Source organism: Amycolatopsis thailandensis (assembly GCF_042723255.1).
GTDB classification, from domain to species: Bacteria; Actinomycetota; Actinomycetes; order Mycobacteriales; family Pseudonocardiaceae; genus Amycolatopsis; species Amycolatopsis thailandensis.
In genome coordinates, this window is record NZ_JBHXJK010000040.1 from 54,837 (window position 1) to 71,009 (window position 16,173).

Consider the following 16,173-nt stretch of genomic DNA (forward strand, 5'->3'; position numbering starts at 1 on the left):
GCTTCTTCAACACCCCCCCCCCCCGCCCGCCGCCGGGCCGGCGCCTCGGCCCGCCACACCCCTTCTTGCGCTTTTGTCGTAGCCTTTCCCCGCGTACCCCCCCCCACGGCGCAGTGAGTCCTCTGCATCCCCCGGCCGCCGGAATAGCGCGATCCCGACACCTCCTCCGCCAGGTCGGTCCAGATGGCCGCGAGTGGCGATTCGGGTTCTGGGATCCTCCGGCAAGCCGGGTGGTTGCGTGATCCGAGCGTGGAGGGTCAGCAGGTACCGGTCCGAAAGTGCCGATTCAGCGAGTGCCGGGAGCCGACGATGTAGGAATTAGGGCGTTCAACGTCCCGATTCCTACATCGTCACCAGTGCTCCGGCGACTGGGCTTGATCAACCTCGGTCAAGACGCCCTCGCCGACAGCCGAGCGGGGAAGTTTCCCGGTCGTTCAACGTCCGGAATCCTCCCCCGTCACACCTACCCCGAGGTTGCCGATCAGGTTGATCTCGGTGGAGAGGACGTCGATAGTCCGGAAGATGGGCCAGTACGGGCCCACGGCACAGCAGTTCCGTTCCTAGAGGGCGGCGAGCCTGCCGAAGCCGTCTTCCCCGTGTCCGGCGTCGAGGGCTCGTTGCACTTCGGCGCGGGCGGAGGACAGGACGCCGTTGTCGAGGTCTTGTGCGCGGATCGCGTCGAGGATGTGGTCCATGGTGGCCGCGGTGGAGTCGAGGTCGCCGTGGTTGCCGGGATAGCGGTCCGAGTCGATCTGGCCGGCGAGCAGGTCGATCATGTCCGGGAAGAACCCGAGTAGTGCTTTGGCGTGTCCGGCGATGTCGGCGGCCTCGATGTTCTCCGCTTTGGCCAGGGCGAACATGTGCACCACGCCGCTCATCGAGGTCCAGAGCATGTCCTGCAAGGAGGCGTCGAAAGCGGCTGCCTGACCGGGGGAGTCCCCGACGTACTGGGTGTTCCGGCCGAGCGCGGCGAGGGTGGACCGGTGTGTTTCGTAGACGTCGGCGGGTCCGCTGAAGAACAGGGCCGCGTCCGGGCCGCCGATGGCGTCGGTCGTCGCCATGACGACGCCGTCGAGGTAGTCGATGCCGTGCTCGGTGGCCCAGTGCGCCATCGCGCGGGCTTGTCGTGGTGAGCCGCCGCTGAAGTTCACCAGGGTGCGGCCCTTGAGCGCATCGGCGTCGAGGATCGACTGTGCGACGGCGTAATCCCGCACGCAGACGATCACGAGCGGGCTGGCGGTGATCGCGTCGGCAGCTGTGGCTGCGACGGTGGCGGTGAGGCCGTTTTCCTTGCCAGGAGTGCGATTCCAGACGGTGGTTGGGTGGTCGGCGGCGGCGAACGCGGTGGCGAGGGCGTGTCCCATGGGGCCGAGTCCGAGGACGGTCACGGTGGTCATGGCGGCTAAGCTAAACCTTGACATTGACGTGAGAGTCAAGTCCGGGGGTGCTGATGCGGATCGGGGAACTCGCGCGGCGGACCGGTGTCAGCGAGCGTTCGCTGCGGTACTACGAGGAGCAAGGTCTGCTGACCCCGCGGCGGCGGCCGAGCGGTTATCGCGTGTACGGCGACGCCGATGTGGCGGCGGTGCGGCGGATCCGGATCCTTCTCGGGGCGGGGCTGAACACGGCGCAGATCCTGGAGATCCTGCCCTGCATCGTCGACGAGGACGGCTGGCTGACGCCTGATTGCCCGGAGCTGGTCGACGCGTTGCGGCAGCAGCGGAGCCGGATCGACGAGGCGATCGGTGAGCTGGAGACCACTCGCGCGAACCTCGACACGATCATCGGCAGCGAAAAGGCGGCCGTGTCCCGGGGGGCACGGCCGCCTTCGTGAAGCGGGTTCAGACTCAGATGAGGCCGAGCTTCTTCACCGCGTCGCGCTCTTCGGCCAGCTCGTTGACCGAGGCGTCGATGCGGGTGCGGGAGAAGTCGTCGATCTCCAGGCCCTGGACGATCTTGTACTCGCCGTTCGCGGCGGTGACCGGGAACGAGGAGATCAGGCCTTCCGGGACACCGTAGGAGCCGTCGGACACGACCGCCGCCGAGGTCCAGTCACCCTCGGGGGTGCCGTTGACCCAGGTGTACACGTGGTCGATCGCCGCGGAGGCGGCCGACGCGGCGGAGGACAGGCCGCGGGCTTCGATGATCGCCGCGCCGCGCTTGGCGACGGTCGGGATGAAGTCGTCGGCCAGCCACTGCTGGTCGGTGAGGACTTCGGTCGCGGGCTTGCCGGACACCTCGGCGTGCGCGATCGAGGGGTACTGGGTCGCGGAGTGGTTGCCCCAGATCGCGACCTTCTTCAGCTCGGTCACCGGTACGCCCAGCTTCTTCGACAGCTGCGCGAGGGCGCGGTTGTGGTCGAGGCGGGTCATCGCGGTGAAGCGGTCGGCCGGGACGTCGGGCGCGTGCGCCTGCGCGATGAGGGCGTTGGTGTTGGCCGGGTTGCCGACCACGAGGACCTTGATGTCGCTCGCCGCGCCGGCGTTGATGGCCTCGCCCTGCGGCTTGAAGATGCCACCGTTGGCCTCGAGCAGGTCGCCGCGCTCCATGCCCTTGGCACGGGGGCGGGCGCCGACCAGCAGGGCGACGTTCGCGCCCTCGAAGGCCTGCTTCGGGTCGTCGAAGATGTCGATGCCCGACAGCAGCGGGAACGCGCCGTCTTCGAGTTCCATCGCGGTGCCCTCAGCCGCCTTGACCGCCTGCGGGATCTCCAGGAGCCGCAGCTTCACCGGGGTGTCCGGGCCGAGCAGCTGACCGGACGCGATGCGGAAGAGCAGCGCGTAGCCGATCTGGCCGGCCGCACCGGTGACGGTGACGTTGACAGGGGCTTGGGTCATTGCGGTTCTCCAGCTTGAGGCGACATCGACTTTGTACCGCGATGCTAGTCCTGTCCCGAGTCGCCGTTCGGGTGCGTCCAGTCACTGTTTTCTTGATCGATGCCGTCCGCGGCCACGTTCGCGGCGAGCCGGGACAGGAGTCCCGCCAGTGTGGTGATCTCTTCGTCGCTGAATCCGGTGCGGATGCGTTTGTCGTGTGCGATCGCCGCTTTCGCGAGCCGGTGGAAGACCGTTTCACCCTCGTCGGTGAGTTCGACTACATGTACCCGCCGGTTGTCCGGGTCGCGTCGCCGGGTGATCAGGCCGCCGCTCTCCATGGCGTTCAGGTGGTGGGTCAGTGTGGCGCCCTGGATGCCGACGGCGGCCGCGAGTTCCCGTTGGTTGGCCACGCGCCGGGTCTTGAGCGTGATCAGGATCTGCCACACGGGCTGCGAGCCGCCGTCGGCGGCCAGGGCCTGGTCGAAGGCGCGCCCGACGGTCTTCGCGGTCTTGGCGAGGACGACGCCGATGGGGGCCGTGGTCGGTTTCTGCACGCCACCCAGCATAGCGCATCAATCTAAGGGTTTGACGCCGAAGCGTTTGATATCTAACGTTTATGACATCGAATGAACTGGGGGGACGTCGGGGAGGGCCGGGTGTCCTCAAGTTGCTCCGCCTCTCGAAACAAGGATGTGAACCCGTGAGAATCAGCGTCAGCGTCACCGACTTCTCCTGGCCTGGCGGACAGGCCGGACTGGTCGACAACCTCACCGAGATCGCCCGGGTCGCCGACGCGACCGGCCTCGACACCCTGTGGGTGGCCGACCATCTCCTGCAGGTCGCGCCGGGCAGCACCCCGGACGCCGAAATGCTGGAGGCGTACACGACCCTGGGTTTCCTCGCCTCGGCGACGTCCCGGATCAGGCTCGGCACGATGGTCAGCGCCGCCACCTTCCGCGCGCCCGCTCTCCTGGTGAAGGCAGTCACCACGCTCGACGTGCTTTCCGGCGGCCGCGCCTGGCTGGGGATCGGTGCCGGCTACCAGGAAGACGAGGCGCGCGCGATGGGACTGTCGCTGCCGCCGGTCGCCGAACGGTTCGAGCGGCTGGAGGAAACCCTCCTGATCGCGCGCCAGATGTGGGACGGCGACACCTCTGCCTTCACCGGGCGGCACTACCGGCTGGAACGGCCGGTGAACAACCCGCTGCCGGTGCGGCGTCCGCGTGTGCTCATCGGCGGCACCGGGCCGAAGCGGACCCTGCGGTTGGTCGCCGAGTACGCCGACGCGTGCAATCTTTTCGACGTCCCCGATGGCGGCAAGACCGTCCGCGGGCACCTGGACGTCCTCGCCCGGCACTGCGCCGACGTCGGACGGCCGGTCGAGGAGATCGAGAAGACCATCGCGACCAGGCTGGCGCCGGGGGAGTCCTCAGAGGACTTCGCCCGCCGGTGTGCCGAGCTCGCGTCCTGGGGACTGGACCACGTGGTGGTGATCACCGCGGGCCCATGGCGGCCCGAGGCGGTGGCGGCGCTCGGCGATGCCGTGAGCCTGGTCTCCGCCTGAACCGGCCTGTCTTCCCGGAATCGTCAACGCGCGAACCGCGAAGACAATTTCCATATCGTGCGAACCGAATGGTGTTTTCCGGGTTCGGCGGCGTTTCCGTTGAGCCCGGAAAACGGTTACAGACCATAATATAATTTCATGAACCGATTGCCGGGACGGTTTCGTCCGATCGGCGGGCGGCATCGTGGAGATCGTTTCGCTAACATGAGTCCGCCCAGTTCCCCGCCCCCCGTGTGGAAGTTTTGGGAAGGACCCCATGCTCAATGCAGTGGTTGCCGCCGTATCACTTTTCTCATCGATAATAACACCGAATAGCTTGGCGCCGCCCCCGGGACCGCCGCCCGACCGCGTTGTCATCGACGTGGTCACGGTCAACGGTTCCGGCTGTCCGCCGGGTTCGTCCGCGGTCGCCGTCGCCAGGGACAACACTTCCTTCACCGTGACCTACAGCGAATACACCGCCCAGGTCGGCGTCGGCTCGAAGCCCACCGACTTCAGGAAGAACTGCCAGCTCAACCTCAACATCCACGTGCCGCAGGGATTCACCTACGGTATCGCCAGCGCGGATTACCGAGGATTCGCCTATCTCGAATCGGGCGCCAAGGCGCTGCAGCGGGCGAATTACTACTTCCAGGGCAATTCGCCGACAGCGCAGGTGAGTCACCCCGTCAACGGGCCGATCTCGGACAACTGGCAATTCCGTGACGAGGCCGAAGGCGGCGTCATCATCTACAAGCCGTGCGGGGAGGACCGGAATCTCAACGTGAACACGGAACTGCGGGTCGGCGCGGGTTCATCGGATCCGAAGAAGACCACCAGTTTCATCACGATGGATTCGACCGACGGCGCGTTCAAGACCACATATCACTTCTCGTGGAAGGTCTGCCCGGGCTCCTGACATCGTCCCCAGGTGACGGCCTGCTTCCCGGCCCGGAAGAAGGCCGTCCCACCCATCCCTGGTCAGGGCCTTGGCCGCCCTGTACGAGGACATCACCGCTCGTCGTCGCCATGTCCGGCGGCGGCGAGTCTTCTCGACGACCCATTTTCCGCGGTCACCCCTGAGTCAGGTGACCGAAACCACTTTCGCCCGATCGTCGGGGGCCGGGAAAAGATCGTCTCGCTGACATCGAATCCTGCCCGGTTCCCCGCCGTGTGGAAGCTTTGGGAAGGATCCCATGCTCAACGTGCTGGTTGCTGCCGTAACGCTTTTCTCTTCGGTCGTCACTCCGAGCGGTTGGGTGCCACCCCCGTTGCCGGCCGACAAGATCGTCATCGACGTGGTGACGGTCAACGGAACCGGATGCAGACCCGGTACCGCGGCTGTTTCCGTATCACCGGACAACACCGCGTTCACCGTCACCTACAGCGAATACACCGCCCAGGTCGGAATCGGCGCGAAACCGACCGATCTGCGCAAGAACTGTCAGCTCAACCTTTATGTCCACGTGCCACAGGGATTCACCTACGGCATCGCGGGCACCGATTACCGCGGATTCGCGTCCCTGGCCGCGGGAGCGACCGGAGTCGAACGAGCGAACTACTACTTCCAGGGCAATTCCCCGACGTCCTACGTGGCCCACAACCTCAAGGGCCCGTTCGAAGACAACTGGCAGTTCACCGACGACATCGAGGTCGGCGCCATCGTCTACAAGCCCTGCGGTGAGGACCGCAACTTCAACATCAACACGGAATTGCGGGCCGCGGTCGGCACTTCCGATCCGAAGAAGACCACCAGTTTCGTCACGATGGACTCGACAGACGGCTCGATCAAGACCACCTACCACTTCTCCTGGAAGAACTGTCCCAAACCGAAGAACTGATCCCTGAGGCGGCGGCCTTCTTCGAACCTCGACGGAGAAGGCCGTCACCCTTTCCCGGACGGCGCCGGATCCGTGGCCTCCACCCCGAACGAGCGGCCCAGCGCGATCACCGTCTCGTCGAGATGCCCGAAACTGGTGAGCACCGACCTCGCCCGGGGATCGTCGATCCGGTCCGCCACCGGCGTCCCGTCGTCCCGGACCAGCGTCCCGTGTCCGGAACCGCCGGGATCGCCGATCGCTTTCCCCAGCATCGCGATGTTCGCGCGGATCCGCCCGGTGTACAGCAGCAGCCGGTCCGCCTCGTTCACCAGCAGCCCGGCCTGCGACCGCGCGGCGACATGCCGGGCGCGGAAGGCGATCGTCTCCACCGTCGTGAGCACATGCCAGCCGTAGTCGCGACGGCTGCTGAGATTCACCGGATGGGTGAGCGGCTCGATGGTCGTGCGGACCTTGTCCACCGCCCGGTCCAGATCACGCGACTTCTCGATGACGCTCACGTTTTCCGCACCCGACAACAGGCCCGCGGTCTTCTCCACGAACTCGTCCAGTTCGTCCAGCAACGCCGAGACGTCGTCCAGCATCACCGCACGCGTGCGCACCGGCACGATCACCACCGCCGCCAGTACCCCGGCCGCCGCGCCCACCGCGGTCTCCGCGACCCGGATCCACAGCACCTCGATACTGAACGTCCCCAGCAGGCTGTAGAGCAACCCGAGCATGCTGGTGATGAAGAACGCCATGATCACCTGCGACACCCGCGCCATGTAGACCATGCCGAAAACGCACACCAGGATCAGTGCCAGCGTCGCCGGCGCGCTGCCCGACACCAGCAGGGCCAGCGCCAGCCCGCCCACGATCCCGATGAGGGTCCCGCCGAGCCGGCGGACACCCTTGACGAACGTCGCCCCCGCGGTCGACGAGCCGATGAACACCACGAACACCGTCAGCACCGCCCAGTACCACCGCTGGCTCGACACCAGCTCCCCGCCGAGCACGGCGAGCCCGCCGCCGACCACGGCCTGGATGGCGCTGCGCGTCTGGTTGTCGTAGGCGAACGCCGACGACTTCTCCTCGGGATCCTCGGGATCGTCGGCGGCGTCGAGGACTGCGGAGACGTCGTGCTCGGCGACCCGCTGCGCCCGCACATCGGCCAGCGCGAGTTCGGCGAGCGCGCGACGGACACCGTCGCCGGGTGCGGCGTGCTCGTCGATCCGACTGCCTTCCACCAGCATCTTGCTGAACTCTTCGGTCTCGCTGATCAGCGGCAGCTCTCGCGGATCCCGCTCGATCAGGGACCGGAACCGCCGCATCCGCGCGATCAGATCGTCCCGGACGTCCTCGTCGAGATCCTCGGCACAGGTGCGCTGCACGGTGATCGTCAGCCACTGCACGGCCAGCTCGACCTCGATCGCGCGGCGGCGGAGCCGGTTCGCGGAGTCCGCGCCGGTCACCTCGGGCGCGGTGTCCTCGATGAGCAGCACCGACTCGTGCATGCGGGAGTTCGTCGTGCGGAGCCGCTTGCGGGTGCGCTCGCTGCCGCCCACCGCGAGGTGGTCTTCCGCCGCGCGCACCACGGCGGCGAGCCGTGCCCGGAACGCCCGCCGGATCCGGAGGAACTCCGCGTCGGTGTGCCTGCGTACCAGGACGAACCGGACCACCGCGTTGGCCGCGATGCCGATCGTCAGCGCCAGCAGCAGTGCCGGGACCTGCTTCAGATGCGTCTGGAGGAACATCGCGAAGAAGAACAAGAAGAACGACAGCGACCCCAGCGCGATCCCGCGCGAACCGAACCGCTGGGCGTAGACGGCGACGAAGATCAAGAGCACGAACACGACGCTGTCCAACGGCGGTACGGCCGAACCCACGCTGGCCGCGGTGAGCGACGCCGCGCCGAGTATCAGCCCGAGCAGCAGCGTCACCGCTTGCTTCCCCGGGGTCTCGTCGTTGACGGTGAAGGCGGAGGTCATGGCGGCGATCGCGGCGACGAGAGTGACCGTGAGCGGCTGGTGGAACGGCAGGATGGCCAGGACGGCGACGACGATGCTGAGCACGGCCGAGAAGGCGAGCCGGAGCCGGACCAGGCCGGGATCGGAGGCGACCAGACGATCGGTCGTGGCCTGGGTGATGCGGGAGATCATCGGGCGAGCAGCTCTCCTTGGGCGAGGGTGACCCGCCGGGCGGTGGACGAGGTGATGCGAAGACGGTATCGGGCGTGCCGCGCCGGCTCGGCGAGGGCGAACGGCCGGGTCTGACGGCGCCAGCGGAACGCCTCGCCCTCTCGCTGGTCCAGCAGCGTCCAGCGCTCGCCGTCGTCGGACCCCTCCAGCACCCACGAACGCGGATCGCCCCGGCGGCTTCCCGAGGTCAGCGTGTACATCACGACCTCACGAGACGTGTCATCGACGGGGAAATCGATGACGGGTTCACGGTCGGGGAAGGTGACCTCGGTCTTGGTGGTGTCGTCGAACAGGGCACCGGCGCCCGTCGTGATGTCCGTGAGCGGACACGGGGCGACGGGCTCGGCGGGGGAGCGGCCCCAGTCCGACGGTTGCTCACCCATCGTGAACGTCAGCACCGCCCCTTCGGCCAGCGCCGAATGCGCGAGCGTGGTGCTCTCGTGCGGCTTTCCGTCGATCGTCAACCCTTGGACGTAGACGGCCGTCTCCGAGTTGCCGGTCGCTTCGACGACGAGGTCTTTCCCATTCTCCAGATGGACGGTCGCCTTCGTGAACAGCGGCGAGCCGATCGAGTACTCGGGGCTGCCCATCGTCAGCGGGTAGAACCCGAGCGCGCCGAAGACGTACCAGGCGGACATCTCGCCGTTGTCCTCGTCGCCCGGGTAGCCCTGGCCGAGGTCGCTTCCGACGTAGAGCCGCCGCAGGACCTCCCGCACGATCCGCTGGGTTTTGGAGGGCGCGCCGGCGAGGTTGTAGATCCACGGGATGTGGTGCGACGGCTGGTTGGAATGACCGTACTGTCCCATCCGGACGTCGCGGGCCTCGGTCATCTCGTGGATCAGCCCGCCGTACGAGCCCGGTTTGCGGCCGGTCTCCGGTGTCGCGAAGAACGTGTCCAGTTTGGACTCCAGCGCTCCGGTGCCGCCGTGCAGCGCGGCCAGCCCGGCGCCGTCGTGCGGGACGGAGAAGGCGGTGTTCCAGGAGTTCGTCTCGGTGAAGTCGCCGCCCCACGCCTCGGGGTCGTAACCCGCGGCCGCGAAGTGGCGGCTGCCGTCACGGTTGCGACCCTGGAAGAACCCGATCAGCGGGTCGAAGTGGTTCGCGTACTGCTGCGAGCGCTGCCGGAAGTATGCGGCGTCGTCGTGACGGCCGAGTGCATCGGCGAGATTGGCCAGGCCGAAGTCGTTGACGCAACCCTCCAGCGCCCACGACAGTCCCTCGTGGACCGAGGTGGGCGTGAACCCGAGGAAGATCGACTCGTGCAAGCCCTTCCGGCCGACGCTCTGCCCGCGAGGCGTCACCGTCGCGTTCTTCAGCCCTGCCTCGTAGGCCGCCTCGACGTCGAAACCGCGCACGCCCTTGAGGTACGCGTCGGCGAACGCCACGTCGGAACTGGTGCCGGTCATGAGGTTGGCGTAGCCGGGGGAGGACCAGCGCGAGATCCAGCCGCCTTCGCGGTACTGGCGGACGAACCCGTCGATCATCCGACCGCACCGGCCGGGGGTGAGCAGGGCGTAGGCCGGCCACGTGGTGCGGTAGGTGTCCCAGAATCCGTTGTTGACGTACATCTCGCCGTCGACCACTTTCGCGCCGGTCCTGGTGCGTGTGCTGGGCCAGAGGCGGCGGATGACCGGGCTCGCGTGGCGGACGCCCTTCGGCGTGTCCTCGTGCGCGGAGTTCGGATAAAGGAACAGGCGGTAGAGGTTGGAGTAGAACGTCGTGCGCTGGTCCTCGGTCGCCCCTTCGATCTCGACGCGGTCCAGCATCTCCGCCCACCGCGCGCGGGCCCGGCCGCGGACCTGATCGAAGCTCGTCCCGGCGGGGATCTCCAGGTCGAGGTTCCGCTTCGCCTGCGCGAGGCTGATCAGCGACGTCGCGATCCGCATCGTCACCTCGCCGGCCGCGAACTCCAGGAACCCGGTCACCGTGCGCCAGGCCGGGCGGCGGATCTTCCCGCCGCGTGCGGCCGGGACGTCGAACTCGGCGTGGACGAACATCCGCCGCGCCCCGGCCGACAACCTGCTGCGGACCCAGGTGTGGCCGGTGACCACGCCGTTCGCCGCGTCGAGCCGCAACCCGCCCCGGTTGCGGGCGTTGTCGAACAGCAGCCAGCCACGATCACCCGGGAAGGTGAACCGGAACAGCGCCGCGTGATCCGCCGGGGCGATGTCGGTGGTGATGCCGTTGGCGAACCGGACACCGTAGTGATGTGGCCGGTCGATCTCGTCGTCATGGGAGAACGCGAGCGCGCGACGAGACCGGTCCGCTTCGACCTCGCCGATTCCCGGCGTCACCTGGAAGGTGTGCCGGTCGCCCATCCATGGACTCGGCTGGTGCGACAGCGCGAACGCCTGCAACGCCGGGCGGTTCGTGGCGTCGTTGTGCCGGTGATAGCTGTAGAGCCAGTTAGTGACGGCCGCGTCGGTCACCGGGGTCCAGAAGTTGAAGCCGTGCGGGACGGCGGTCGCGGGGAAGTTGTTTCCCCGCGAGAACTTGTCGCTGGAATGCGTGCCGCGGGTGGTGCGGACGTGGTCCACCGGCTCGCGGATCTCGACCGTGCGCCCGGTGATCCGGACGTCGTCCAGCCAACCCGCGCTCGCGCCGTCCGGCGGCTCGCTGACCAGGACGATCCGGGCGATACGCCGCCCGGCGAACCCGGCCAGTCCGCGGCGCACCAGGTTCCACTGGTCCACGTACAGCGTCTTGTCCAAGCCCTGCTCTTCGGCGCTGAAACCGGCGGCCGTCCCGTCGTCGAACTCGACGTCCAATGCCACGAAGGTGCTGCGGTAGCCGGGCACGGCGTCGGGTTCGGCCTCGGGGAAGACCACATAGGACAGTTCCGTGTGGCCGGTGACCTCGATGTCCACTTCGAACACCGTCGCGCGCAGCGTGTTCTCGTAGCGGAGAGCGCGCGCGCCGGTGAACCCGACGCCCGTCTTCGCCGTCGGCGACGACCCCGGTCCGGTACCGACCCGCAAGGCCGGATCCACCGGCTGTGGATCACCCGTTTCGAAGGAGGAGAAGAACCCGGTGATCGTCACCAGGCCACCGTAACTCGCACGCGTGAACCCGGCTCGTCGTGCCGCATCCAGAGGACTAAACGCGTGAGGAGAGGAACTCCTCGAAGGTGCCCACACCGGTCGCGTTCCCCGGCGTCAGGTTCCCGCCCGCCCGGAACGCCCGGGACGCCTTGCCCGGCAGCCACAGCGACACGATCGGCTTCCGCCGCCCCACCGACCGCTGATACGCCTCCGCCAGGTCACGGGCGGTCCGCACCTCGGGGCCGCCCAGGTCCGGCACCCGCCCCGCCGGCTCGCCGGACGCCAGCGCGACCAGCCGGTCCGCGACGTCGCCGGTGCTGACCGGCTGGAACCGGAAGCCGGACGGCATGAACGTCACCGGCAGCCGGCGCTGCGCCGCCGACGCCCGCGCGACGAGCTCGTGGAACTGCGTCGCGCGCAGCACCGTCCACGGCAGACCGGACTCCTCGATCACCTTCTCCGAGGCCAGCTTCTCGTTGTAGTAGAAGAACCGGATCACCTCGATGCCGACGATCGAGATGTACACCAGATGCGGGCTGCCCGCGCGCCGCGCCGCCTCGACCAGGTTCCGCGTCACCTGTTCGTCCCCGCGGCCCAGCGTCGACGCGCAGTGGATGATCGCCGAGACACCGGTGACGGCCTCGGCGAGACCGTCACCGGTCTTCAGGTCGCATCGCGCCCATTCGTGGGCGACGTCCGAGGGATGCGGCCGTCGGCTCATGATCCGGACGGGCCGATCGTCGGCCGCCAGCCGCCGCACCACCTCACGGCCGAGGTCGCCGGTACCGCCGGTCACCAGAATCGGTTTCATCACCCAGGTCCTCCGTTCACGAGAGTTTCCACCCTCAAGAACCGGCAGACCAACCGGAACGTGACAGCTGCCGCGAGAGGTACGCGAGTTTGTCCGGATTCCCGACCGCGCGGAGCCCGGCGATCCGGCCGTCCACCACCTCGAACCCGAGGACGCCGAACAAGGCGTCGCCTGCCGTCGCGATCACCGCCGGACCACCGTTGACCTCGCCGATCCCGATCGAGACCTGCGAGGCGCCGGCGAACATCCCGGCGTACAGCCGGGCGACCTTCGCCGCGCCGTGCACCGGACGCCGGGCCGCGGTGACCTTGCCGCCGCCGTCCGACCACGCCGTGACGTCGGCGGTCAGCAGGTTCTCCAACGCGGGCAGGTCACCGTCCCGCGCCGCCGACAGGAAGCTCTCGACCAGCTTCGCAAGCTGTCGCGGGTCCGGAACCCGTCGCTCGTCCGAACGGTCCAGGGCCCGCCGGGCGCGGCTGTGCAACTGGCGCGAGTTGACTTCGGAGACGTCGAGGATCGCGCCGATCTCCCGATGGCTGTAGGCGAAAGCCTCCTTCAGCACGAACACCGCCCGCTCGACCGGGCCGAGCTGTTCCAGCAGCACCAGCATCGCCAGCGACACCGAATCCCGCTGCTCAGCCGTCTCCAATGGGCCGAGTGCGTCGTCCGAGGTCAGGACCGGTTCGGGCAGCCACGGCCCGACATACCGTTCGCGCTGCGCCCTGGCCGAGGTCAGCCGGTTCAGGCAGAGATTGGTGACCACTTTCGCCAGCCACGCCCGCGGCGACTCGATCGACCCGCGCTCGGCGCCCGCCCACTTCGGATAGGCGTCCTGGACGGCGTCTTCCGCCTCCGCCGCCGAACCGAGGAGGCGGTAGGCGAGCCCGAACATGACGGGCCGCAGCTGCTCGAATTCCGTGGCGCTGTCCATCGTCCCCTACGAATACCGCTGAGTCCACTGTGGACGGGTCGAGGCCGTGGGTACCGCTCACCGGGATGGTCGTACCTGATCGGCGCTGACGTCCACAGTGACTGTATCGGTACGAAGGGAACGTCTGCGTCACCACCGAGAGAGGGGTCTGGAGTGACGTCACGTTCGTCGCGTTCGCGTGCCTCGTTGTGCGCCGTGACCGCAATGACAGTGTTAGCGCTGATCACAGCGCCCCAAGCCGGCGCGGCACCGGCACCGGGCGCCGTCCACACCACACCGGACAGATCCGGAAAGGACGTCGATGTCCGCGACACGGCGAGAACCGGCCCGCACGCCCTCGGCGCGCAGGACCGGCTCTCGGCGTCCCAGGCGAACTCCGTCGCCAAGGCGCGAGCGGAACTCGGGAACCAGGCCTTGCTCGACTTCGACGAGCTGACCGGCACCCCCCGCGTCCTCGCCCGCACCGACGGATTCCTCACCGGCCCGAGCGCCGAGTCGCCTCGTGACATCGTCCTGAACTACCTGCGCAAGCAGGAAGGGCTCGTCGGCCTGAGTGCCGGCGACACCGCGAACCTGAACCTGCGCAAGGACTACGTCGACGTCGAAGGCACGCACCATCTGTCCTTCACCCAGGCCGTCGGCGGCGTCCCGGTCTTCGGCAACGGGCTGAAGGCGCACGTCACCAAGGACGGCAGGCTGATCCAGCTGGACGGCTCACCCGTGCGCGGCCTCCCCGCGTCGCTCGGCGCGAGTGCCTTGGCCGCACCCGCCCCGGACGCCAGGCAGGTCGCCTTCCTCACCCCCGACGGGATCCGCCCCGCCTGGTACCGGCTGACCAAACCCGCCGTGGACAAGATGTTCCAGGAAGTGACCGACGCGGGGACCGGGAAACTCCTGTACCGCAAGAACCTGGTCAACCACGCGAACGACGCCGACGGCGCCAGGGGGCTCGCCTGGGAGGCACAGCCCGGCCCGCAGAAGCAGGTCAACCTGACCCAGAAGGGCTGGCTGCCCGCCGACGCCAAGACCTTGGACGGCAACGTCGCGCACGTCGCCGCCGACGTCAACGGCGACCAGAAGTTCCAGCCGCAGGAAGAGATCGGGCCGAACACCGACGGCACCTACCGGTACAAGTTCACCGACTTCAACGCCGTCGTCGGCCCGCCGTGTTCCGCGGCGAGGCCGTGCTCCTGGGACCCGAAGACACCGGGCTCGTGGGCGAAGAACCGGGAACAGAACGCCGTGCAGGCGCTGGCCTACGTCGGAAGCTTCCACGACCATCTGGCCTCCTTCCCGATTGGGTTCACCCGAGAGGCAGGCAACTTCGAGAAGGTCGACGGCGACGCCGTCCAGGTCCACACCCTGCTCGGCGCCCAGACGCCGGGCTACTACGACAACGCGTTCATGGGCACCCCGCCGGACGGTCAGGCACCGACGATGGGGATGTTCCTGTTCCACGACCCCCGGGATCCCAGCGATCCGTTCCTCGCCGCGAACTCCGCCGACGACGCCACGATCATCCACCACGAGTACACGCACGGCCTGTCCAACCGGCTCGTCGTCGACGCGCAGGGCAACTCGACGCTCAACACCTTCCAGTCCGGCGCGATGGGGGAGGCGTGGAGTGACTGGTACGCCTTCGACTACCTCGTCGGGCGTAACGCGATCAAGGACACCTCGGCGCCCGGTGAGCTCCTCGGCGGCGACTACGTCAGCAACGGCGTGCCCCTCGCCCGCACCCAGCCGCTGGACTGTCCGGTCGGCGCCGGTGCGCCGCAGTGCCCCGGCACGCCCGGAGCCGGGCCCGGCGGCTACACCTACGGCGACCTCGGCCGGATCATCGGTGGCCCGGAGGTGCACGCCGACGGTGAGATCTGGGCGAGCACGCTGTGGGACGTCCGCTCCGCGCTCGGGGTGCCGCTGACACGCGCCCTGGTCACCCGCGCGATGGAGCTTTCGCCCGCGTCGCCGTCCTTCCTCGACATGCGGAACGCGATCCTGCAGGCCGACACGGTGATCAACGGCGGCCGCGCGCACGCCAAACTGTGGAAGGCCTTCGCGGCCCGCGGCATGGGCTACTTCGCCGCGTCGATCACCGGCGCCGACACCCAGCCGGCCGAGGACTTCTCCACCCCGCCGCCCGCGGGCACCCCGACCGGGACCGTGACCGGCAAGGTCACCAACCACGACGGCGGGGCCCCGATCGCGGGCGTCGCCGTCCGGTTCGGCGGGCACGACTCCGGCTTCGCCGGGTCGCTGGCCGCGGTCACCGACGCCGCCGGCGTCTACACCATCCCCGGTGTGCTCCCGGGCACCTATCCGAAGGTCTACGCCTTCGGCGGCGGCGCGGACAGCGAGACCCGCGCGGTCTCGGTGCGCTCGGGTACCACCAAGGTCGACTGGTCACTGCGGTTCAACTGGGCCGCCGGTACCGCCGGGGCCGCGGTCGCCGGATTCAACGGCGTCGACTACACCCCGTACGGCTGCGGTCCCGGTGACCTGGCGGCCTCGTCGGTGCTGGGCGGTGGCGGCTGGTCGACCGACAAGGCCGTCCGCCCCGACGGCACGATCGAGACCCGGTTCGTGACCATCAAGCTGGGCAAACCGGTCAACGTCAGCGCCATCGAGATCGACCCGTCCAACGTCTGCGGCGACGACCCGCCCGCCGCGGCCAAGGACGTCACCGTCGAGACCTCGGTGGACGGCACGAACTGGGTGAAGGCGGGCACCGGCGACTTCAAACCCGCCGACCTGAACAAGCTCACCGCGCTTCAGCTCGCGCCGGGCAGCGCGACCGGGGTGCGGTTCGTGCGGCTGACCGTTTCGTCCAACCAGCTGTCCTTCTATCCGGAACGGACTTGCTCACCGCAGCCGACCACGGCCGGTTGCCTCTACATGGACGTGCAGAAGATGGCGGTTCGGGGCGCTCCCGCCTGACCGAACGGCCACCGGCGGCTCCGGTCCGGTCCCCAGTACATGAAGGCCCCCTTCCTTGCGCTAGGCGCAAGGAAGG

The 16,173-nt window shown here is 68.4% G+C and carries 12 protein-coding genes; 5 read left to right on the top strand and 7 right to left on the bottom strand.

Annotation, left to right across the window (positions count from 1 at the left end):
• Window positions 1–560 precede the first annotated feature (560 nt).
• A complete protein-coding gene (locus ACFWMR_RS18135; RefSeq protein ID WP_378379177.1) occupies window positions 561–1,397 on the bottom strand; it encodes an NAD(P)-dependent oxidoreductase in 837 nt (278 codons plus the stop codon).
• Window positions 1,398–1,450: 53 nt separating this feature from the next.
• Between ACFWMR_RS18135 and ACFWMR_RS18140 the strand changes: the two genes are divergently transcribed.
• Window positions 1,451–1,834 (top strand): MerR family transcriptional regulator, encoded by a 384-nt coding sequence (locus ACFWMR_RS18140; RefSeq protein WP_378379178.1) that lies wholly within the window; start codon window positions 1,451–1,453, stop codon window positions 1,832–1,834.
• Window positions 1,835–1,847: 13 nt separating this feature from the next.
• Here the strand turns inward: ACFWMR_RS18140 and ACFWMR_RS18145 are convergent, their stop codons facing one another.
• Together ACFWMR_RS18145 and ACFWMR_RS18150 are read right to left on the bottom strand one after the other, a co-directional pair.
• Complete coding sequence (locus tag ACFWMR_RS18145) at window positions 1,848–2,837, bottom strand: malate dehydrogenase (protein WP_378276997.1); 990 nt, start codon at window positions 2,835–2,837, stop codon at window positions 1,848–1,850.
• Between the two features lie 44 nt (window positions 2,838–2,881).
• Entirely contained in the window at window positions 2,882–3,370 is a 489-nt protein-coding gene (locus ACFWMR_RS18150) for a MarR family winged helix-turn-helix transcriptional regulator (RefSeq protein ID WP_378379179.1), read from the bottom strand.
• Window positions 3,371–3,516: 146 nt separating this feature from the next.
• Between ACFWMR_RS18150 and ACFWMR_RS18155 the strand changes: the two genes are divergently transcribed.
• From ACFWMR_RS18155 to ACFWMR_RS18165, 3 genes are all read left to right on the top strand, one after another.
• Entirely contained in the window at window positions 3,517–4,380 is an 864-nt protein-coding gene (locus ACFWMR_RS18155; protein WP_378379180.1) for an LLM class F420-dependent oxidoreductase, read from the top strand.
• Window positions 4,381–4,636: 256 nt separating this feature from the next.
• Window positions 4,637–5,278 carry a DUF4360 domain-containing protein gene (locus ACFWMR_RS18160; protein WP_378379181.1) on the top strand — a complete coding sequence of 214 codons (642 nt, stop codon included), beginning with the start codon at window positions 4,637–4,639 and terminating at the stop codon, window positions 5,276–5,278.
• Window positions 5,279–5,555: 277 nt separating this feature from the next.
• Window positions 5,556–6,200 carry a DUF4360 domain-containing protein gene (locus ACFWMR_RS18165; protein WP_093938797.1) on the top strand — a complete coding sequence of 215 codons (645 nt, stop codon included), beginning with the start codon at window positions 5,556–5,558 and terminating at the stop codon, window positions 6,198–6,200.
• Window positions 6,201–6,244: 44 nt separating this feature from the next.
• Here the strand turns inward: ACFWMR_RS18165 and ACFWMR_RS18170 are convergent, their stop codons facing one another.
• From ACFWMR_RS18170 to ACFWMR_RS18185, 4 genes are read right to left on the bottom strand one after another with little or no spacing between them, the layout of a single operon-like run.
• On the bottom strand, window positions 6,245–8,338 hold the full coding sequence (locus ACFWMR_RS18170; RefSeq protein ID WP_378379182.1) for an FUSC family protein: 2,094 nt from the start codon (window positions 8,336–8,338) through the stop codon (window positions 6,245–6,247).
• Window positions 8,335–11,418 (bottom strand): GH92 family glycosyl hydrolase, encoded by a 3,084-nt coding sequence (locus ACFWMR_RS18175; RefSeq protein WP_378379183.1) that lies wholly within the window; start codon window positions 11,416–11,418, stop codon window positions 8,335–8,337. The genes ACFWMR_RS18170 and ACFWMR_RS18175 overlap by 4 nt, the downstream gene beginning before the upstream one ends.
• A gap of 55 nt (window positions 11,419–11,473) precedes the next feature.
• On the bottom strand, window positions 11,474–12,232 hold the full coding sequence (locus ACFWMR_RS18180; RefSeq protein WP_378379184.1) for an SDR family oxidoreductase: 759 nt from the start codon (window positions 12,230–12,232) through the stop codon (window positions 11,474–11,476).
• A gap of 31 nt (window positions 12,233–12,263) precedes the next feature.
• Window positions 12,264–13,160 carry an RNA polymerase sigma-70 factor gene (locus ACFWMR_RS18185; RefSeq protein WP_378379185.1) on the bottom strand — a complete coding sequence of 299 codons (897 nt, stop codon included), beginning with the start codon at window positions 13,158–13,160 and terminating at the stop codon, window positions 12,264–12,266.
• Between the two features lie 204 nt (window positions 13,161–13,364).
• Here ACFWMR_RS18185 and ACFWMR_RS18190 point away from each other — a divergent pair, with 204 nt between their 5' ends.
• Window positions 13,365–16,097 carry a M36 family metallopeptidase gene (locus ACFWMR_RS18190; RefSeq protein ID WP_378379186.1) on the top strand — a complete coding sequence of 911 codons (2,733 nt, stop codon included), beginning with the start codon at window positions 13,365–13,367 and terminating at the stop codon, window positions 16,095–16,097.
• Window positions 16,098–16,173 lie beyond the last annotated feature (76 nt).